This window comes from Chitinophaga sp. W2I13 (assembly GCF_050434005.1).
Taxonomy (GTDB): domain Bacteria; phylum Bacteroidota; class Bacteroidia; order Chitinophagales; family Chitinophagaceae; genus Chitinophaga.
Map to the genome: position 1 here is coordinate 3,588,705 of NZ_JBNPWD010000001.1, position 20,255 is coordinate 3,608,959.

General features: G+C 48.8%; 14 protein-coding genes. 8 read left to right on the top strand and 6 right to left on the bottom strand.

The window, feature by feature from the left end; translation table 11 throughout:
* Nucleotides 1-182: 182 nt before the first annotated feature.
* A complete protein-coding gene (locus QFZ48_RS14805) occupies nt 183-1,064 on the bottom strand; it encodes a helix-turn-helix domain-containing protein (protein WP_429062826.1) in 882 nt (293 codons plus the stop codon).
* A gap of 573 nt (nt 1,065-1,637) precedes the next feature.
* Between QFZ48_RS14805 and QFZ48_RS14810 the strand changes: the two genes are divergently transcribed.
* The 5 genes from QFZ48_RS14810 (at nt 1,638) to QFZ48_RS14830 (ending at nt 9,300) form a co-directional block, all read left to right on the top strand.
* A complete protein-coding gene (locus QFZ48_RS14810) occupies nt 1,638-4,160 on the top strand; it encodes a glycoside hydrolase family 95 protein (protein ID WP_429062828.1) in 2,523 nt (840 codons plus the stop codon).
* Nucleotides 4,157-5,992 carry an alpha-L-fucosidase gene (locus QFZ48_RS14815; RefSeq protein ID WP_429062830.1) on the top strand — a complete coding sequence of 612 codons (1,836 nt, stop codon included), beginning with the start codon at nt 4,157-4,159 and terminating at the stop codon, nt 5,990-5,992. The genes QFZ48_RS14810 and QFZ48_RS14815 overlap by 4 nt, the downstream gene beginning before the upstream one ends.
* Before the next feature lie 8 nt (nt 5,993-6,000).
* Complete coding sequence (locus tag QFZ48_RS14820) at nt 6,001-7,800, top strand: glycoside hydrolase family 36 protein (RefSeq protein WP_429062831.1); 1,800 nt, start codon at nt 6,001-6,003, stop codon at nt 7,798-7,800.
* A 4-nt stretch (nt 7,801-7,804) separates the two neighbouring features.
* Nucleotides 7,805-8,962: an alginate lyase family protein gene (locus QFZ48_RS14825; protein ID WP_429062833.1), complete on the top strand. Its 1,158-nt coding sequence runs from the start codon at nt 7,805-7,807 to the stop codon at nt 8,960-8,962.
* Between the two features lie 101 nt (nt 8,963-9,063).
* Nucleotides 9,064-9,300 carry a hypothetical protein gene (locus tag QFZ48_RS14830; RefSeq protein ID WP_079470877.1) on the top strand — a complete coding sequence of 79 codons (237 nt, stop codon included), beginning with the start codon at nt 9,064-9,066 and terminating at the stop codon, nt 9,298-9,300.
* On the opposite strand, the gene QFZ48_RS14835 is transcribed toward QFZ48_RS14830, so the two are convergent.
* Nucleotides 9,301-10,599, bottom strand: coding sequence for a tetratricopeptide repeat protein (locus QFZ48_RS14835; RefSeq protein ID WP_429051409.1), 1,299 nt, complete (start codon nt 10,597-10,599; stop codon nt 9,301-9,303).
* Nucleotides 10,600-10,766: 167 nt separating this feature from the next.
* Here QFZ48_RS14835 and QFZ48_RS14840 point away from each other — a divergent pair, with 167 nt between their 5' ends.
* Nucleotides 10,767-11,726 (top strand): FecR family protein, encoded by a 960-nt coding sequence (locus QFZ48_RS14840; RefSeq protein WP_429062834.1) that lies wholly within the window; start codon nt 10,767-10,769, stop codon nt 11,724-11,726.
* A gap of 7 nt (nt 11,727-11,733) precedes the next feature.
* Here QFZ48_RS14840 and QFZ48_RS14845 read toward each other — a convergent pair whose 3' ends face one another.
* The 4 genes from QFZ48_RS14845 to QFZ48_RS14860 all read right to left on the bottom strand — a co-directional run bounded on the left by QFZ48_RS14845 (nt 11,734) and on the right by QFZ48_RS14860 (nt 15,613).
* A complete protein-coding gene (locus QFZ48_RS14845; RefSeq protein WP_159454348.1) occupies nt 11,734-12,204 on the bottom strand; it encodes a MarR family winged helix-turn-helix transcriptional regulator in 471 nt (156 codons plus the stop codon).
* Nucleotides 12,205-12,511: 307 nt separating this feature from the next.
* A complete protein-coding gene (gene uxuA, locus QFZ48_RS14850; RefSeq protein WP_429062837.1) occupies nt 12,512-13,687 on the bottom strand; it encodes a mannonate dehydratase in 1,176 nt (391 codons plus the stop codon).
* Between the two features lie 84 nt (nt 13,688-13,771).
* Nucleotides 13,772-15,106, bottom strand: a complete 1,335-nt coding sequence (locus QFZ48_RS14855; RefSeq protein WP_429051404.1) for a glycerate kinase type-2 family protein — start codon at nt 15,104-15,106, stop codon at nt 13,772-13,774.
* 63 nt (nt 15,107-15,169) lie between these two features.
* Nucleotides 15,170-15,613, bottom strand: coding sequence for a hypothetical protein (locus tag QFZ48_RS14860; RefSeq protein ID WP_429051402.1), 444 nt, complete (start codon nt 15,611-15,613; stop codon nt 15,170-15,172).
* 189 nt (nt 15,614-15,802) lie between these two features.
* Here QFZ48_RS14860 and QFZ48_RS14865 point away from each other — a divergent pair, with 189 nt between their 5' ends.
* Together QFZ48_RS14865 and QFZ48_RS14870 are read left to right on the top strand one after the other, a co-directional pair.
* Nucleotides 15,803-18,850, top strand: coding sequence for an amidohydrolase family protein (locus QFZ48_RS14865; RefSeq protein WP_429062839.1), 3,048 nt, complete (start codon nt 15,803-15,805; stop codon nt 18,848-18,850).
* Between the two features lie 40 nt (nt 18,851-18,890).
* Complete coding sequence (locus QFZ48_RS14870) at nt 18,891-20,177, top strand: amidohydrolase family protein (RefSeq protein WP_429062841.1); 1,287 nt, start codon at nt 18,891-18,893, stop codon at nt 20,175-20,177.
* Nucleotides 20,178-20,255 lie beyond the last annotated feature (78 nt).

Sequence of the window (20,255 nt, forward strand, 5' to 3'; positions counted from 1 at the left end):
GGTAAGTTGCAGAATAAAGGGGCTGATATTACCAGAGCCTGGCGGAGAACGGCTGCAGTGCCTCTTTAAGGGTTACTCTTTATTTTCAGATGCTTAATATCGTTCGTAAAAATTACTAGTGGTTTCATAACTCAAAAATTGTTTCAGCAAAACTACCGGACCCACACTTCTCTGTTATTATACTATTCCGGGTTATAGTTATACTTTTCCCGGCTTGAGATCCGGAAGGCCACCGGCGTTTGACCGGTATGCTGTTTGAAAAAACGGTTGAAATAAGTGACCTCATTGAATTGCAGGTACCAGGCTATTTCCTTGATGCCATGCGTGGAATGCAGCAACATCCGCTTGGCTTCCAGTATACGTCTGGCAGCCAGCAACGCGGAAGCCGTTTGCCCTGTTTCCTGTTTTACTACCTCGTTTAAATGGTCTGTGGTAACATACAGCGCCCGTGCGTATTCTCCGGCGCTGTTCCAGCTCAGCAGGTGTTGCTCCATCAGTTCCCGGTAACGGTTTAATAATGTTGATTGTAAAGGGGAGCTTTGGGTGTTTTCGGGAAGATACCGCGTAAACTGGGTCAGCAATACCGCCAGGTAATGTTGCAATACCTGTTCCTGCAGCACCTTACGCGTATTGAATTCCCGCAGCATCTGTGCACACAAATGCCATATTTCCTGGTAAGCAGCGTTGTCGGGTGTTACCGGATGCTCCACACATAAAGGCAAAGCAGCAAAGCCAACAGGTAAAAAATCACGCGTGAAGGAGATCAAGTACACATCCTGCACCTGTTCTCCATCCATCGACAGGTGCACCTGCCACGGTGTTAATAAAAACATGCTCTCCGGTGGCATGTCTATCAGCCTGAAATCTACCATGTGCCGGCTTCGCTGCCTGCCTGTTATCACCAATGTGTAAAACTCGTGCCGGTGGGCCGCCGTTAAATCAGCATTGGGGTGGTGGGCCGGTTCCCCGGCCTGTTTATGATGAACATCTATCATCAACCCCGGAACAACCAGAAGCTCTTCCAGCCGGTATGATGCAATGATGGATTGTTTTCCTTTTTTCATAACAACATCCTCACTTTATTACCAGACGATCGAACAAAACATTTATTGTATAATTTTCTTTTTTTGCTTTTGCAAGACAGGAACCTTCCACGGTCACCCCATCTGATAACCGGTTTCTCCCTCTTTTTTACACTGCCTTAAAAAGATACCTGAAATGGGTAAAATTGCATACATTTATTTGCAACCGATTGCATAGTTTCGGATTATATTAGCAAAGCATAGTTTTTAAAATACCCGTAGAAGTAGTGAAAACACCGGTTAAGGTCGACTAAGGATATTTTGCAAACGTTTGCTGAAAGAGATAAATTCCATGATGAAAGAACGAATGTCAGGTAACTGATATACATTCCCCTTTCTAAAAAAAGAAAGCCTGCAACAGACATTTCCTTAAAACAGATTCGCCAAAAAAATTAAAAGCAAATGTTAATCAGAGGAATGGCCACCTGCCTTGCCATCATAGCCGGATCAGAATTACTATGGAGGCCCAGGCTGGTATGAACGATGGTAAGGTAGTGGCAACCGTAAGCAAGGGAATGGAAACAGGCATGACTCAACTTGAAAAATAATATATTGATGATAAAGTATCTGTTAGCAGCTTCGCTGATGTTATTGGCCGGAAACACCGGCGCCGGAACACCTGCAGATTCCCTGTTAAAACTCTGGTACCGGCAACCGGCCAAACAATGGGTAGAGGCACTCCCTGTAGGAAACGGCCGCATGGGTGCCATGATCTTTGGCGGCGTACAGCAGGAAGAACTGCAACTCAATGAAGGTTATCTCTGGTCCGGCGTTCCACGTGATGGCAATAACCCGGCCGCCAAAGAACTGCTGCCCGTCATCCGCCAGCTGCTGGCAGAAGAAAAATATATGGAAGCAGATCAGGTGGCCCGCAAAATGATGGGTACCTACAGCGCCCGCTATCTCACACTGGGAAGTCTTTTTATAAACAACGATATACCACAGGAGGCCATACAATATAAACGTGAACTGAACCTGAACAACGGGGTAGTACGCGTTAGTTATACAGCTAACGGTGTCGACTATACGAGGGAAGTGTTTTGCAGTTATCCGAAGCAATTGCTGGTAATACGCTATACGGCCAGTAAAGCCGGGCAGCTTAGCTTCAGCACCCGTTTTGCCAACCCGATGCCGCATACGAACAGCGTGGTTAACCCGCATTACCTGGTCATGAAGGGCAGATGCCCCGAATATGTGGCGGCAAGGGCTTATGAGCCAAAACAGATTGTTTATGGCAATAAAGGAATCAATTATGAAGTACATCTTGATGCGCGCGTAAACGGAGGACACGTAAATACAGATACTGCCGGCATACACATTTCCGGCGCAACGGAAGCAGTACTCCTGGTATCTGTTGGCACTAGTTTCAAAGATGGATTACCCAACGGGAAAGATCCGCATGCGGCAGCTGTGGCGCCTCTACAGAAAGCAGGCAATTATCTGCAATTACTGACTGGTCACATAAACGACTATACGTCGTTGTTCAGCCGGGTATCGCTCAACCTCGGAAGCGACACTTCCGCATTGCTGCCAACAGATGAAAGGCTGAAAGTATATACGCTCGCCGGTGGCAACCGCGATCCGCAATTAACCACGCTGCTGTATCAATACGGCCGCTACCTGATGATATCCGGATCCCGTAAAGGCGGTCCGGCTATGAATCTGCAGGGACTGTGGAATAAGGAAATGCAACCGCCCTGGGGCTCCAACTATACTATCAATATTAATACGGAAATGAATTACTGGCCGTCTGAAACCGCCAACTTATCGGATTGCGGTGCGCCTTTATTTGAATTTATTGGCCAGCTGGCGCAACACGGGCGTGTAACCGCCGCCATAAATTATGGCGCAAAAGGATGGACGGCGCATCATAACTCGGATATATGGGGTATGACCAACCCGGCCGGTGGTATTGATTTTTCCGATCCCAGCGGTAACCCCAAATGGGCAATATGGCCAATGGGCGGAGCCTGGCTAAGCCGCCACCTGTGGGAACACTACCAGTTTACCGGCGATAAGAAAATGCTGCAACAGGTATATCCCGATCTGAAAGGCGCTGCATTATTTATGCTCGACTGGCTGGTGAAAAATAAAGAGGGACAATGGATAACAAGCCCTTCTACCACGCCGGAGAATAACTTTATGGTAAACGGCAAGCGTGAAGGTTCTGTGAGCATTGCTACCACCATGGATCTTTCCATTATTCACGACCTGTTTAATAATACGATCCGGGCAGCAGTAGTGTTGCAACAGGATGCAGCCCTGGTAGCCCGTATCAAACAAACCATGAAGGAAATGTATCCTTTCCATACCGGTCAGTATGGACAATTGCAGGAGTGGTACAAAGACTGGGACGATCCAAAAGATGCTCACCGCCACGTATCCCACCTGTATGGCTTATTCCCGGGCAATTTCATTTCGCCCCGAAGGGATACCGTACTATCGGCGGCGGCTATACGCAGTTTGCTGCTTCGGGGGGATGGCGGAACCGGCTGGTCTAAATCATGGAAGATAAACTGGTGGGCACGCCTGGAAGATGGCAATCACGCGTATACCATGTTGAATAAGCAGTTATTCCTGGCGGGCGGTCAAACAGTGAGCGTAGCCGACAACAGCGGCGGGTCTTATCCCAATCTGTTTGATGCGCATCCTCCGTTCCAGATCGACGGCAATTTCGGGGTAACTTCCGGGATTACGGAAATGCTGCTGCAAAGTCATGATGGCGCGCTGTACCTGCTCCCCGCATTGCCCGATGCGTGGCCTTCCGGCAGTGTGAAAGGATTAAAAGCAAGAGGTGGTTTTGAAGTAGATATGGAATGGAAAAATGGGCAGCTCACGCATGCCGTTATCCGTTCAGCATTGGGTGGTAACTGCCGTATTCGTACGCGCGTTGCCGTTAAAGTGAACGGACAACCGGTAAAGGTGGCGGTTGGTAACAACATAAATCCATTCTACCAGTTGCAGATCCGGGGGAACACTATTGTAAAAGACGCAACGAAATTACCAGTGTTGCAGTTGGAAAAAGTTTTTGAGTATGATTTTTCAACTGCACCTGGTAAAATTTATGATATCTTATGAACTATCGCAGGCGCATATTAAGTATAGCCTTTAGCGTTATAACAGCAGTAACTGTTGCGCAGGTGAAAGGCGCTGATGATGGCATCCTGAGCCAGCAGGCCGCAGCGCGCGACAGCATAGCAGTCAACGGCGCGCTGAATGGCTGGTGGAAAGCATCCATGAAAAACCACGATGCCCGCATTGCCTGGTGGCGGGATGTTAAATTCGGATGCTTTATCCACTGGGGCGTTTATTCTACCGCCGGCGGCGAATGGAATGGAAAGAAGGTGGAGGGCTACGCCGAGCACCTGATGCGGAAGGAGAAGATAAGCCGGCAGGAATATGCGGATAAGCTCATTCAACCATTTAACCCGGTAAATTTTGATGCCGACGCCTGGGTACGTATGATTAAAGCGGCGGGCATGAAATACCTGGTCATCACCGCCAAGCATCATGATGGCGTGGCCATGTATCCCACTGCTATCGGCAACTATCACATTCAGCAGGATCCTTTGGCGGCATTGTCGGTCGCCTGTAAGAAATATGGTATCCGGTTCGGCTTTTATTACTCCCATGCGTTCGACTGGGAGCATCCCGATGCACCGGGTAACGACTGGGATTATAAAAATCCGGGGGGAGATAAGAACCTGTATGGTGGTGTCACCTGGTATAATGCACATCCGGAATTACTGCCTAAGGCGGTGAGGTATGTGAATGAAAAAGCAATCCCGCAAATATTAGAGTTGTTGAAAAGATATCATCCGGATATTCTTTGGTTTGACACGCCGCATAAGCTACCGCTCAGTGAAAACATCCGTATACTGCAGGCGATCCGGGCGGCAGATAACAAGGTAGTAGTGAATGGCAGGCTGGCACGCGCTCCCGGCGTTTCTTTCGGCGATTACGTGAACACGGCCGACCGGCCCGCGGAGTTTTACCCGGTAACCGGCGATTGGGAAGCCATTCCCACCACCAACGAGTCGTACGGATATTCGAAGTACGACAGCAGTCATAAGCCGCCGGGCTTTTTTATCCGGCTGCTGGCCAAAGCGGCCGGCAAAGGCGGCAACCTGCTCATGAACATCGGCCCGGAAGGCGACGGCAGCATTGACCCGCGTGATACGGTAATACTGCATACCATTGGAGCGTGGATGCAACAATACGGCGAAAGTATTTACGGCACTACTGCAAGTCCGCTACCAGTGCAGCCCTGGGGTGAAAGCACGCGGAAGGGCAACAAGTTATACCTGCACCTTTTTAACTGGCAATCTACTTTATATGTAGGCGGACTGGAAAGCAATATCCGCAAGGCTTATCTTTTGGGCGACAAAGGTAAAAAGCCGCTGCAGTTAAAGCGGCAGCAGTCCAAAGACTGGCTGATTGCATTGCCTGCACACGCGCCCGATAGCATTAACAGCGTTATTGTACTGGAAACAGACCAGCTTAAAACAGATAACGTAAGAGTATTGGATACTTATAACATTACGAATGTGCTCAGGGCGTTTGATGCCACCCTGCATGGCAGCGGCTGGCAGTACAGTGACGGAAAGAAGAATAATTATGACGTACATAACTGGAAAGACACTGCGCAGTACATCAGCTGGAAGGTGCGTACCGTACACGATGCGGCGTACAGCCTTAGTATTAAGTATGGTGCAGATGCCGGTGGCAGTTTCATACTGCGTATAGGCGATAATGTTATAAAGGAAACTGTGCAACCGGTTAAAACAACCGTAAAGTCACTGAAAGATATTTATCTGCCGGCAGGCGAGTATGACATAACAATTAAGGCAAACGGGATAACGGGAAAAGAATTGATGAAACTATTTGAACTCACGATGCAACCAAAATAATATCCACGATGAAAAAAAATAGTTGGCTTTTAACTGCCGGTTTACTGTGGTGTGCCCTCACCGCCATGGCAGGAACCCCCGCAGCATTTGTACAGGCGCTGAAAGGCAGTGCAGCTGTAGTGTATGCTGCCAATGGCAGTATAGCGCCGGATTATATTAAAGTAGTCCGCAACTGGAAAAATGATCACTTTGAAGTACGTATAGTCAACACCGGTAGTACCGCGGTGCGATTGAAGGAAGTGATTACCGGTGCGGCAGGTAAGATATTGTTGCCCACCACGCCCTTTTATGCGGAGGGTTTCCAGATGCTGACGCAAACAGCCGGTACGCTTGCTCATCCTGAAACATTAGGGAATTATACGGATGCCGGGCATTATAAAATTCCGCAACCGGAGGGTTACCTGGCAGTATACAACCTGCTGCGTTTGTACCCTGCAAATGAGGAACAGATATTATTGGGATATACTTCCAGCAGGCGTTTTGTGGGCAAGTTTTATATTTCTGCGGATACCATCAAAACAGTAACCGACCTGGAGAACCTGGAACTTGCTCCCGGAGCTGATTTTAAGCTGGAGGAATTAATGGTGATCACGGGTAAGGATGGCAACGCCTTGCTGGACCGTTTCGCCGGCAGGATCCAGGAGCATCACCCACGGCTTGAGTTTAAGCAGCCACCAACCGGGTGGTGCTCCTGGTATTGTTTCGGTCCGAAGGTAACCACACAGAATATTTACGATAACCTTGATTACATAAAAAGTAACATTCCGGCGCTAAAATATATACAGGTAGACGACGGTTATCAGCCGCATATGGGCGACTGGCTGGAGTCGGGTAATTCTTTTGGCGGTAATGTGCAACAGGTGCTGAAAGCCATCCGGGAAAAAGGCTTTGAGCCGGCTATTTGGGTAGCGCCGTTTATTTGCGACAGCAACTCCACTATTTATAAAAATCATAAGGACTGGCTGGTGAAAGACGCGTCTGGTGCACCTTTGCGCAGCGACCTGGTTACGTTTGGCGGCTGGCGGATGAAGCCCTGGTTTGTGCTGGATGGCACAAACCCTGCGGTGCAGCAACACCTGGAGCAACTATTCCGGACCATGCGCAACGACTGGGGCGTTACTTATTTTAAACTGGATGCTAATTTCTGGGGCGCTATTCATGGCGGCAAATTTTATGATGCTAAAGCTACAAGGGTAGAAGCATACCGGCGTGGCATGGAAGCCATTCTCAAAGGCAGCAGGGATGCTTTTATACTTGGCTGTAATCATCCGCTGTGGCCATCATTAGGATTGGTGCATGGCAGCCGGAGCTCAATGGATATTAAACGCATCTGGCCGGTATTTGAGCGTTCCGGTCGTGAAAACCTTTACCGTGCCTGGCAAAATGGCCGTTTATGGTGGAACGATCCTGATTGCCTGGTACTCACCGGCAACATGCCTGACAACGAATTTAATTTCCATGCAGCTTTGCTGTACGCTACCGGTGGTATGTTACTAAGTGGCGATGACTTAGCGGAGATATCACGGGAACGGCTCAACGTTTTGAAGAAGGCATTGCCTCCCACCGCAAAGGCAGCAGCTTTTGAAGGCACTGATTTTGAAATAGGAAGGGTTACTACCGCGGCAGGCAAACAGGTGATTTTGCTCAACTGGCAGTCATCTTCAAAAAAAATAACGGTGAAACTTGATCAGCCATACCAAATATCAGATTACTGGACAGGCGCTGGTTTAGGTACACACACCGGTTCTTTTGTGATGGAGCTGGCAGGACATGACGGCCGGGTATTACTATTAACACCAAAAAAATAATTCCATGCGTGCGTTCCTGGCAGCTTTATTCATCAGTATTTCCTGCATAATGCAGGCGCAATCACCCTATCAGCAGCAGCTGCTTAAAGATACACGGGTGGCGGTGATCAAACGGGCCGCATGGGCCATGCAGCAGCCACCACAAACGATTACCGCCTTCCGTTGCGACCGCAGCGCCGGCGGCATACATGACTTTTATTCAGAAGGGGATTACTGGTGGCCCGATCCGGCAAATCCAAACGGAGCTTATATCCAGCGGGATGGCCAAACCAACCCTGAAAATTTTGTAGCGCACCGGCTGGCCATGATCCGTTTCAGCCGGGTGATGGGCGCACTGGCGGCAGGATATATTGCCACCAAAGACAACACTTATCTGCAGCAGGCATTGCTGCATGCGAAGGCCTGGTTTGAAACAGCGGCTACCCGGATGAATCCTTCGCTGCTGTATGCGCAGGCCATCAAAGGAAAGGTAACCGGCAGGGGTATCGGCATTATTGATACGATCCATTTGATGGAAGTGGTGCAGGCTTTAAGTGTTATGGAGAAAGCCGGCGCCATTCCTCCAGCGGATCTTACAGCGTTTAAGAGCTGGTTCAGTGAATACCTGCAATGGCTGACCACACATCCTTATGGGAAGGATGAAATGAATGCTGCCAATAATCACGGCACGTGCTGGGTGATGCAGGTAGCCGCTTTTGCGCGTTTTGTGGATGATAAAGAGCTGTTGGAATTTTGCAGCAATCGTTATAAAACGGTATTGCTGCCTCACCAGATGGCTGCTGACGGCAGTTTCCCACTGGAATTGAAACGTACTAAACCTTACGGCTACTCGCTGTTTAACCTGGATGCCATGAGCACCATCTGCCAGTTGCTGAGTACGCCGGATAATGACCTGTGGCGCTTTACAGCAGACAGCAGTAAAAGTATGGAGAGAGGAATCGCTTTCCTTTATCCATATGTGAATAACAAAAACAGCTGGCCTTATGCACATGATGTGATGTACTGGAACAGCTGGCCGGTGGCGCAGCCCTTCCTCATTTTCGGTGCGGCTGCTTTTCAGCGGCCGGAATACTACCGGCTATGGCTGTCGCTTAACCAGGATCCGGAGGAGGAAGAAGTGCTTAGAAACCTTCCCGTGAGGAATCCTCTGATCTGGTTATGAGCGCTTTAGAATTTACAATTATTTAAGATTCAGATGTTTTATTTTCTTAATATAAATCCTTAACTTTAGGAGACTATACACTATGTTTAAACTTTAGAGAAATGAGTTGGATGGATGACTTGTATGTTATTTACCAGAAACTGGATGCCACCGGTTGTGAAGAGGTAAAACATGACATTTTAAAAGCCCAGATTGATGGCTGTAACCGCGGAGAGATCTATTTCCTGGTATTACAACAACTGGTACAGATCAAAACAGGTAAGGCGCCTGTTTATGAGTTAATTAAGGGAGAAGTAGAAAATATTATCCACTACAGTAAGGGACAATACCTGAGTTAATTATTTTAATTCTTCTATTAGTTTCTGCACTTTGAGGTAATTCGGCGCGCCGGATGGGATTTTTAATAACCATTCGAGGCATTGCTGCTTACGTCCTTCCCGCAGGTAGCTCAACGCCATATAAAAGGCTGCTTCGTACCGGAGTTCGCTGCTGTTGTTAAAAACAGTAGTGAGGTCCTGTCGTGCGCTTTCCATCTGGTTTTGGTCGATCAGGGCTACGCCGCGGTAATAGCGGGCGTATAGGTTGCCCGGGTTGGCTGCCAGTGCTTTATTCAATAGCAATACAGCTTCGTTGAAATGGCCGCGATTGAACTGTTCGATCGCTTCTTCCGGAAGCCGCAGGCTGTCGATATCCGGAATCTGCATTTCAGTGGAAGCGAATTGCCGGTAGATATTTTTTCTCCAGGGGCTTACATACAGCAGGATAGCCAGTCCTGCTGCTATCAATGCAGTAAGGATTACATAATTGCGGATGGGTATGGGCGAACTGTCTTTCAGCGTGTACCAGGCGTTGCGGTGGGTAAACAGCAAATGTTGCAACTCATCCCGGTTGGCGTCGTTACAGATTTTCTGGCCCAGCAGTTGCCGGACAGCATCAAAGCGCTTTACCTGTTGTGTAAGCAGGGTGTCGGTTTGAAGTCGTTCGGAGAAAGCTTTGCGCTCTGCCTCACTCATTTGCCCGCTGAGGAAACGGTCTGTTTCCAGCAGGTCTTTTTCTGAAAGGCTGTTGGCTTTTAGTTTTATGTCGATATCCCTGAACAGGCTGCGGAAACAATCGGCTCGTCTGCCAGGCAGTTCACTAATAGGGATGTTGGTTTCTGCGGCAATATCTTCCTGGAGGCAGCCATCTGTGAGCGACCAGCGGAGTAATTCTTTGCAGTCGTCCGAGAGGGCGAGGTAATAGTGATAGGCGAGTCTTCTTTTTTCTCCTTCTTTCAGCACATCTTCCACATCCTGGATATCGTCTCTGCTCATGGTAGAGAGCTCCTCTGCTTCCAGGCCGGGAATCCGTTGCCCTCTTCTCTCCAGTTCCTGTTCCCAGATACGCTTGCACAGCAGTTGCAGAAAGGGCTCAAAGTCGGAGACTTTCAGCGGGTGACGGCGGGCGAAGTAATAAATGTCCATCAGGGCCTCTTCAAAAATATGCGCCGCATCTTTTACGTGACCGCTCTTTTGCAGGATGAACCGCTTTTCTTTGGAAGCAAAGCGCTGATAAATATTTTCAATTACTGCTGGTGTATGGTGAAGCAATCCCTCAATATATTCCTGGTCGTTATTTATTAATTGTTCAGGTGACATACATATCGTTTTTGCCGGTTCCTCTGTGCTAAAAATATTAAACCTTGCGGAAGTGACCTAATTATTTATTCTGTCTGTACAAATGTAATGCCTGCGCGATGGAACTTGCAGGGAAGTTAAGTATCTTGCCAAACATACCAGCTATAGCCACGTGCATTCCAATCACTATGTATCAACCGGAACAGGATATCGATGATCTGATATCAAGATATATACATGCTCCACAGGATCCGTTTTTACAGGAACAGATGGCCGGTTTATGCCGCGAAGGACCTGAGCAGGCTGCTTACGTGGAAAGCCGCTTAACCGCCTGGCTTGCAGAGGGGATACCTGTTCCCCATGATGTGGAAAGCGCGGTTCCGTCATCTTCACCCGCTTTATCCAAACGCTCCCCGGTACGCGCCTTTAACCGTAAATGGCTGGTGGCCGCTGCGGTGACGCTGCTCGTCGCAGCGGTGATTGTTTACTATTGCCGGCCGGCTCCGGCTAAGCAATTGGGGTACGTTAACAATACAGGCCATACCGATAGCCTATTGCTGGCCCCGGGCTGTACCGTGATTGCCGGCAACGGCGCGTCGTTCAGCTATGCTAAAGGGCTTGATGTAACGCCGGAATTACGCATGCTTGCCGGCGATGCCTGGTTTGATGTGGCATTGCCAACCCGCACCCGGATGCAGCTGGATGAGCACACTGATCTGTATACGCTGAAGGCCGTATTTGCAGTGCATAAAACCAATAACCTCTTCAAAGTGCTGGTAATAAAGGGAAAGGTAACCCTGGTGCAGGATCAGGGCAAAAAAGTATACCTCACCGCAAATATGCAGGCAAAGCGGGAACAGCATCAGCCGTTGCAGTTCAAAACAGTTAAAAGCCAGTCGCTGCTCGCCTGGAAAACAGGCCGCCTGAAGTTCCGGAATATTCCCCTGGAAGAAATCATTGATGCGGTGAACAGCTACTTCCACCTTGATATACGGGTGCCGCCATCCGCAGCAGGCGTGTATAAACGCAGCCTGACTGTTGACTTTGAAAATAAATCTGCAGAAGAAACGCTGGAATTACTGCAAAAGATGTTAAAGGTACCTTTGGTGAAAGACAGTGCCAACCGGTATTACATAACGTTGAAATAAAGAATGGTCAGCTCAGGTTTAAGCCTGCTGTTAATTGTTTAAGGATCGTTTTCAGCTGTGTAAAAGCTTCTTCGCCTATAATACCGGCGTACAGGTCCTGTACTTCATCTACCGCTTCGTAGGCGTTGATCATAAACTCTTTTCCTTTCTCTGTCAGGAAAATAATGCTGGCGCGGTTGTCGGTATCGTGTTTGCGGGTACCGATGTAGTTATCTGCTTCCAGGTTCTTTACTACCTTGCTCATGGCTTGTTTACTGATGCGCGCTTTCCTGGCGAGGTCGTTGTTAATGGTGCCCTGCGCATCGATGTGTACCAGGAGTACCATATCGCCCAGTTTAAAGTTCTTGTATCCGCGCTCCAGTAATTTTTGTGTAATACGCAGGTCTATATCTTTTTTGAACAAATTGATCAGGCGGGCGAGGCTGTCAGGTCTTTTGGCCAGGCATGCCTCATATCTCGCATCTATAGTTGCGCTCATCATATTGTAGGTTTGGTAAAAGTGTACAGTTGATAAAATCTTGTCCTGATGCAATGCTACAAAAAAGCAGTGATTTTTTGTGCGCTGCTTTTAAAATTTGTGGTTAGCCGGCGCTAGAAAAAGTAAGACCCACCGGTAAGGCGGGTCTTTAATATATTTTCAGAGTAGTGTTATTTGTACACGTAATCAGCCATTACGGTATATGTTCAAATACGCTTTCTGCCCTGGTGTAGCATCTCAGTCCGACGATGGTATTGCTTATCCCCACCTTTACTCTTTGTGCAGACCTGATGCTGGTAGACGTCAGTCAATCAGAGCCTAAAGCCCCCGCGATACCCATTTCCAGTCCACGCAGTTCTGCCAGTCCGCGTAAACGGCCGATAGCACTGTATCCCGGATTTGTTTTCTTGTGCAGGTCATCCAGCATCTGGTGGCCATGATCCGGGCGCATAGGAATGGAAACATTGCGGCGTTTCATGGTGAGCAGGATGTTCTTTACTACGGCAAACATGTCTACGTCGCCTTCCAGGTGGTTGGCTTCGTGGAAGTTGCCCAATGCATCCCGTTGTGTGCTGCGCAGGTGGATGAAGTGGATATGATCGCCCAGGCGTTCTATCATGCCGGGAAGATCGTTGTCGGCCCTTACGCCATAGGAGCCGGTGCAAAAGCACAGTCCATTGGAGGCATACGGCGCCGCAATGAGCAGTTCGCGGGCATCCTGTTCGGTGCTTACCACCCGCGGCAGTCCCAAAATCGGGAACGGAGGATCATCCGGGTGGATAGCCAGTTTAATACCGGCTTCTTCTGCAACAGGCGCTATTTGCTGAAGGAAATAAAACAGGTGCAGTTTCAGCTGGGTGGCATCAATGCCTTTATATTTATCCAATGCGGCCTGGAACTGTTGCAGCGTAAAGCTTTCTTCAGATCCGGGTAATCCGGCAATAATATTTTTTTGCAGCAGCTCTTTGTCGGCCGCAGTCATGCTGTCGAAATGCTCCTTTGCACGGGCTATATCTTCCTCGCTGTAATCTTTCTCTGCATCTGGTCTTTGCAACATGAACAGGTCGAATGCCATGAACGCCGCTTTTTCAAAGCGCAGCGCTTTGGAACCATCTTCTACGGTATACGCCAGATCGGTGCGGGTCCAGTCGAGTACTGGCATGAAGTTGTACGTAACAGTACGTATACCGCATGCTGCCAGGTTCCGCAAGCTTTGCTGGTAGTTGTGGATATAATCCTTAAAACGGCCGCTTTGCGTTTTGATATCTTCATGTACCGGCACGCTCTCCACAACAGACCAGGTAAGCCCTGCTGCTTCTATGATGGCTTTCCGCTTTTGTATCTCCTCCTTCGTCCATACCACTCCATTAGGCACATGATGCAATGCGGTTACAATTCCGGTAGCTCCTGCCTGTTTAATATCAGACAAGCTAACCGGATCATTGGGTCCGTACCACCGCCATGTCTGTTCCATTCTCAGCATAATGCAAATACGTTTAGTAAATCCAGAATTTCTAGTTCCAAACCCCAAAAATATAATCTATCCACACATATACAAACTTTGATTTCAAATTTTAGGGCCGTCTGCGGCGATCAGGATGATCATGAGATCCATCACATTTGTTTGGGTAGGGCCTGTAATCATTAACCCGCCTGCTTTTGAGAAGAAATGCCATGCATCGTTCTGTTGTAAAAAACTATTTGGATCGAGCTGCATTTTTACCGCATTTTTTATCGTTGATGCGTCTACGATAGCTCCTGCAGCATTGGTAGGACCATCACTGCCATCGGTGCCGCCGCTCAGGAAAGTAAGCGATGGATAACCGGCAAGGGCAATGCCTGCTGCCAGCGCAAGTTGCTGATTTCTGCCACCAAGGCCATTTCCGGTTACTTCCACGGTAGTTTCCCCGCCAGCCAGTAAACAGGCTGGTAAAGGACCATCGTACCGGAGTGCCGTTTGTACCAGGTCGGCAGCTACAGCGTGCACTTCTCCCGTTATAGTATCAGATAACAATACCGGGTGATAACCCAGCTGCCGGGCCTTTGCAGCCGCCGCTTCCAATGCCACACGGTTGGTACCGGTGAGATAGTTGTGTGTATGCAGCAGGGATGGATCGCCTGGCTTGGGTGTTTCACGTATCCTGCCAGCGAGGCCGTCTTCAATATGCTGAAGGAGGAACGCGGATATTTTTTCCGGGAGATGATATTTGCGGAGTACATTCATGGTATCCGCAAAGGTAGACGGGTCGGCCACTGTAGGCCCTGACCCTATCACGCTGAGATCATCGCCCACCACATCGCTAAGAACAAGGGTGCATAACGTAGCCGGATATATGCTTTTTGCCAGTTGACCACCTTTGATACCGGAAAGATGTTTTCTTACGGTGTTCATTTCGCGGATGTCGGCGCCGCTTTTCAGTAATGCTTCAAACAATTGTTGTACTTCAGGTAAACTGCTGCCTGCCGGTACATCTGCCAGCAGTGCGGAGGCGCCGCCTGAAAGTAAAAAGATAACCAGGTCCTGCGGCTGCACCTTAGCAGCCATATCCAGCAGTTTAACGGAAGCGGCTACACTCTGTTCATCGGGCACCGGGTGACCGGCCTCCATAAGCTCCACCTGCTGTAACGGTAACGCATGCCCGTACTTTGTAACCACCATTCCCTTTACCGGGAAATGCGCAGCGAGTATGTTTTCCAGCTCCTGTGCCATCGCGGCGGCAGCTTTGCCTGCCCCCAGTATCCAAACAGCCGCATGCTCCGGGAGGACGTAGCTATCTCCCGAAATATTAATAACGCGGGTGGCAGGTATTACCTGTACATTTTTCCTGATCAGCTGCTGCGGATGCACTGCCGCAACGCCCTGCAGGAAAATATCTTTTATATCGGCAGTAGTGTTGTTCATGTTTTCGCGGCATAAAAAAAGCAGTGAGACTACTCACTGCCAATATCTTTCAAGTTAAGAAATTTATTGCGGTTGGGTGGAGTCTTTAGCTTCCTTCTTTTGCCGCTTTTTTTCCATTTTTTGTTCCAGGTGTTCTTTTTTAGTCATTTCCCAATCATTCCACTTTTTATACTGCGCGGGCGTAAATACGGTTTTGAAACGCTGGCTGCGCTCCGTATCCAGGGCTTTAAACTGTGTCATGCGCTCCTTTTTGGAGAGGGAAGGATTGTTTTTCACTGCATCCATCCGGCGCACAATATCCTGATTGATTACCAGGATCTTTTTTTCCTGGTCTTTGTTCAGATTTACTTTATGGGAGATTTTGTCCGTGATTTTATCGGCTCTTCCTTCCGCTGTCCAGCGGCCTTTTGCATTGGCACTATCTTTTACCTGGGCACTGGTAGTAAAGGTAGTTGCTGCAAAAAAAACGGTGAGCAACATCCATGTATAAACAGAAATAAACTTCATAGTCAGCAAGTATTATACGAATTTAAACAAACTTAAGCGGTAAACCCTTTTCAAATTATCCCTTTTTCGTGTGAATCCAAAATCCACTTACCACTCATAAAAAATATGCCGTTTTATTTAGTCCCGCCTTAATGATTTATTACATTTAGCGGATCAACTGAATCTGAACCGAAAAAATAAAAGATTTACATGAAAAGAGCTTTTGAGAAACCCGGAACAGCCCTGCTGTTGCGGTGTATTACCTATGCTATGAAGCGGCACCGCGGTAAACTGCTGTTACTGGCCCTGCTGGCAACCGGCCAGGCAGTCAGCGCACAGGAAACCTATCCGGTCAACGGGATCGCCGATCCCCGCGAAGGGTGCTTTGCTTTTACACATGCCACCATTGTAAAAGACCCGCAAACCACCCTGAACAATGCCACACTGGTGATCCGCGACGGGAAAATAGTGTCTGCCGGCGTATCGGCTGCCATCCCCAAAGATGCAGTGATCGTGGATTGTAAAGGGAAATATATCTATCCTTCCTTTGTGGATATCTTCAGCAATTATGGTTTGTCGGAGCCTAAACGGGGCGGTTCCGCATGGAATGCACCTCCTCAGTTCCTGTCTAACACCAAAGGGGCCTATGGCTGGAACCAGGCCATCAGAAGCGAAGTAAATGCCGTGGATCTTTTTTCTGCAGATGATGAAAAGGCAACGCCCCTGCGGGAAGCCGGATTTGGCGCCGTGCTTACCCAACAGCCCGATGGCATCGCCCGTGGTACCGCTGCACTGGTAACCCTGGCCACCGCAAAAGAAAACAAAGTCATTATCCGGGAGAAAGCCGCTGCGGCCTATTCTTTTGATAAAGGCACCTCTACGCAAAATTATCCTAACTCCCTCATGGGTTGCATCGCCCTCCTGCGACAAACGTTCCTGGATGCCCAGTGGTATAAATCCCAGCCTGCCAGGGAAGGAGTCAATCTCAGCCTGGAAGCCTGGAACGCCAGTCAGCAGCTGCCTCAGCTGTTTGAAGTGACCGATAAATGGGATGCGCTCCGCGCAGATAAGATAGGAGACGAGTTCGGGGTACAGTATATTATTAAAGCCGGTGGCAATGAATACCAGCGTATCAGTGAAATGGCCGCCACCAAAGCCACGTTCGCATTGCCGCTGAACTTCCCGGGCGCCATCGATATGGAGGATCCCGCAGATGCACGCTATGTATCACTGGCCGAAATGAAACACTGGGAAATGGCGCCTACGGAGCCTGCTGCTTTTGAGAAAGCAAATATTCCCTTCTGTTTAACTGCTGCCGACCTGAAAGATGTAAAGCAATTTCTGGCCAATGTGCGGAAAGCCATCAGCTATGGCCTCAGCGAACAGAAAGCCCTGGAAGCCCTGACCAAAACCCCAGCCACACTTATAAAGGCTTATGATAAAGTGGGCAGCCTGGAACCAGGTAAACTGGCCAATTTCCTCATTACCTCCGGTCCCGTTTTCAACGAAAAAACCATCCTGTACCAGAACTGGGTACAAGGTAACCGTTATACCATCAAGGCCGACGGCTGGAATGATATACGCGGCATCTATACCGTAAATCTTATCCCCGGCGGCAGCTACTCTGTGGAAGTAAGAGGTACCGCTGTTGCACCGTTACTGTCTGTGTTGCAGAAAGATACGCTTCCCGGCCGTATTGATGTAAACGGCAAACTGGTATCCCTGTCGCTGACACTGGCAAAGAACAGTAAAAGCAATGTACGTCTTAGCGGTATCATCGGCGATAACAGCTGGACCGGCACCGGCGCCGATACCAGTGGAAATCTTGTAAAATGGAATGCTGTATTTGTAAAGGCCGTCCCGGAAAAAGCAGATTCCGTAAAGAAAGAAACACCTTTGGTCATTGGGCCACTGTATTATCCGTTGAATGGATATGGCTGGGAGAAGTTACCATCGCAGCAGGACCTGCTTATCAAAAATGCTACTGTTTGGACCAGCGAAAAAGAAGGGAAACTGGAAAATACAGATGTTTTGATCCGCAACGGCAAAATTGCACAGGTGGGTAAAAACCTGGCTGCCGGCAATGCCCGCGTAATTGATGGTACCGGCAAACACCTGAGTGCCGGCATCATCGACGAACACTCGCATATTGCCATCAGTAAGGGAGTGAACGAATCGTCGCAGTCGGTTACTTCTGAAGTAAGGATCGCAGATGTACTCAACCCCGATGATGTGAATATCTACCGTCAGCTGAGCGGCGGCGTAACCGCTTCTCATTTATTGCATGGCAGTGCCAACGCCATCGGCGGGCAGTCGCAGCTGATTAAACTCCGTTGGGGGCAAAATGCAGAAGCACTGAAAGTGACCAACTGGGATCCTTTCATCAAATTTGCATTGGGAGAGAACGTGAAGCAATCCAACTGGGGCGACCGTAATACCGTACGTTTCCCGCAAACAAGAATGGGCGTAGAGCAAATTTATACAGATGCATTTACACGTGCGCTCGACTATGAAAAACAAGGCGCCGGCAAGCGCCGCGACCTGGAACTGGACGCCCTTGTGGAAATATTATATCAGAAGCGTTTTATTACCTGTCACTCCTATGTGCAGAGCGAAATCAATATGCTGATGCACGTAGCAGATAGTTTTCACTTCAAAGTGAATACGTTCACACATATCCTGGAAGGATATAAAGTAGCCGATAAAATGAAAGCACATGGCGCAGGGGCAGGCACCTTCGCCGATTGGTGGGCTTATAAAATGGAAGTACAGGACGCCATTCCTTACAACGCTGCCATCATGCAGGGCGCCGGAGTGCTTACCGCTATTAACTCCGATGATGCGGAAATGGCACGCCGCCTGAACCAGGAAGCCGCCAAGAGCATCAAATACGGTGGTATGACGGAAGAAGAAGCCATTAAGCTGGTGACTATCAACCCCGCTAAACTGCTGCATGTAGACAATCACATGGGAAGCATCAAAGTCGGTAAAGATGCCGATGTGGTACTGTGGAGCGATAATCCGCTAAGCATTTATGCCAAAGCCGAAAAGACGATCGTGGATGGTATCGTGGAATTTGACCGCGACAGCGATCTGCAGCTGCGTAAGCGCATTGCAACGGAGCGTAACCGGCTTACCCAGTTACTGCTGGCGGAAAAGAAAAAAGGTACGCCTACCCGCAAAGCATCGCTGACGCCGGAAGAAATCTACCACTGCGAAGATTTGCAGGGCGGACATCAGCAAGCTATTGGTTATTGATCTGTTAGAAATTTTTAAGCACCGCTAAATGCTACAAGCGATGAAAAGACAATTAATTTTATTAAGCCTTACCCTGGGAATGTATACTGCCCGGGCACAGGAAACGATATCTCCGGCAAGCCCGCAAAACAAGCCTGTATACCTTACCAATGCCACTATTCACGTAGGCAACGGACAGGTGATTGAAAACGGTACCATTGCATTCAGCCATGGAAAAATTACTGCAGTAGGTAATAACATTCCCGCTGCCGGTAGCGATGCCACGGTACTGGATATGAAAGGACAGCATGTATATCCTGGTATCATTGCGCCCGAATCCAACCTGGGGCTGGTGGAATTTGAGAGTGTGCGCGCCACCATCGATGTGCGTGAAGTAGGAGAAATAAACCCCTCCGTACGCTCCATCATTGCGTATAATGCCGATTCCAAAGTAATCAACACCCTGCGTTCCAATGGCATCCTGCTGGCTCAGGTAACACCGGAAGGAGGTATTGTCAGCGGTGTTTCTTCTGTAGTACAGCTGGATGCCTGGAACTGGGAAGATGCCGCTTACAAAACGGATAATGCCCTGCACTTTTTTATGCCACCGCTGGCGCCGCTGGGCGGAGGTCGTGGGGCTGTTCCCAACGAACGGCTGAAAGCAGCCCTGGAACAAATAGAAACGGTAAGAACATTTTTCCGCGAGGCAAAGGCTTATCAGAAGGAAGGCAAACACATCGCTACCAATCTGAAGTTTGAGTCGATGCGCAAGCTGTTTAACCGGGAGCAGAAACTGTTTATCCACTGCGACCTGGTAAAGGAAATGCTGGTAGCGATCGACTTTGCCAAAGAGTTCCAGCTCGATGTGGTGATTGTTGGCGGGGCTGATTCCTGGCTCATTGCAGATATCCTGAAACAAAATAATATCCCGGTAGTGCTGGCACAGCCGCATGCTTTGCCGGTGATGCAGGACGACGATGTGGATCAGCCTTACAAAACCGCTGCACAACTGCAGAAAGCCGGGGTGCTGTTTTGCCTGAGCAACGAAGGCTTCTGGCAGCAGCGTAACCTGGGTTTTGAAGCAGGTACCGCCAGCACCTATGGTTTAACAAAAGAAGAAGCACTGTCGGCGATTACGCTCAATGCAGCTAAAATCCTGGGCATCGATAAAACTACCGGCTCACTGGAGGCCGGCAAGGATGCGAATATTGCCATAAGTACCGGCGATATCCTGGATATGAAGTCGAGCGTGATTACGCGGGCATTCATCCAGGGAAGGGAAATAAACCTGGATAATAAACAGAAGCAGTTATATGAAAAATATGAAAAGAAGTATGGGTTGAAATAGTAGCAGATGTTTTTTTGAAAGAAGAAGAGGGAAGAGAAAGCGGACAATTGCTTTTTCTTCCCTCTTCTTTTTAAATAT

What these genes read in the sequence shown, in the direction of transcription:
- QFZ48_RS14840 (WP_429062834.1), top strand. Translation starts at nt 10,767, where the DNA reads ATGTATCAACCGGAACAGGATATCGATGATCTGATATCAAGATATATA.
- QFZ48_RS14835 (WP_429051409.1), bottom strand. Translation starts at nt 10,599, where the DNA reads ATGTCACCTGAACAATTAATAAATAACGACCAGGAATATATTGAGGGA.
- QFZ48_RS14870 (WP_429062841.1), top strand. Translation starts at nt 18,891, where the DNA reads ATGAAAAGACAATTAATTTTATTAAGCCTTACCCTGGGAATGTATACT.
- QFZ48_RS14810 (WP_429062828.1), top strand. Translation starts at nt 1,638, where the DNA reads ATGATAAAGTATCTGTTAGCAGCTTCGCTGATGTTATTGGCCGGAAAC.
- QFZ48_RS14855 (WP_429051404.1), bottom strand. Translation starts at nt 15,106, where the DNA reads ATGAACAACACTACTGCCGATATAAAAGATATTTTCCTGCAGGGCGTT.
- QFZ48_RS14845 (WP_159454348.1), bottom strand. Translation starts at nt 12,204, where the DNA reads ATGAGCGCAACTATAGATGCGAGATATGAGGCATGCCTGGCCAAAAGA.
- QFZ48_RS14815 (WP_429062830.1), top strand. Translation starts at nt 4,157, where the DNA reads ATGAACTATCGCAGGCGCATATTAAGTATAGCCTTTAGCGTTATAACA.
- QFZ48_RS14820 (WP_429062831.1), top strand. Translation starts at nt 6,001, where the DNA reads ATGAAAAAAAATAGTTGGCTTTTAACTGCCGGTTTACTGTGGTGTGCC.
- QFZ48_RS14865 (WP_429062839.1), top strand. Translation starts at nt 15,803, where the DNA reads ATGAAAAGAGCTTTTGAGAAACCCGGAACAGCCCTGCTGTTGCGGTGT.
- QFZ48_RS14805 (WP_429062826.1), bottom strand. Translation starts at nt 1,064, where the DNA reads ATGAAAAAAGGAAAACAATCCATCATTGCATCATACCGGCTGGAAGAG.
- uxuA (WP_429062837.1), bottom strand. Translation starts at nt 13,687, where the DNA reads ATGCTGAGAATGGAACAGACATGGCGGTGGTACGGACCCAATGATCCG.
- QFZ48_RS14860 (WP_429051402.1), bottom strand. Translation starts at nt 15,613, where the DNA reads ATGAAGTTTATTTCTGTTTATACATGGATGTTGCTCACCGTTTTTTTT.
- QFZ48_RS14825 (WP_429062833.1), top strand. Translation starts at nt 7,805, where the DNA reads ATGCGTGCGTTCCTGGCAGCTTTATTCATCAGTATTTCCTGCATAATG.
- QFZ48_RS14830 (WP_079470877.1), top strand. Translation starts at nt 9,064, where the DNA reads ATGAGTTGGATGGATGACTTGTATGTTATTTACCAGAAACTGGATGCC.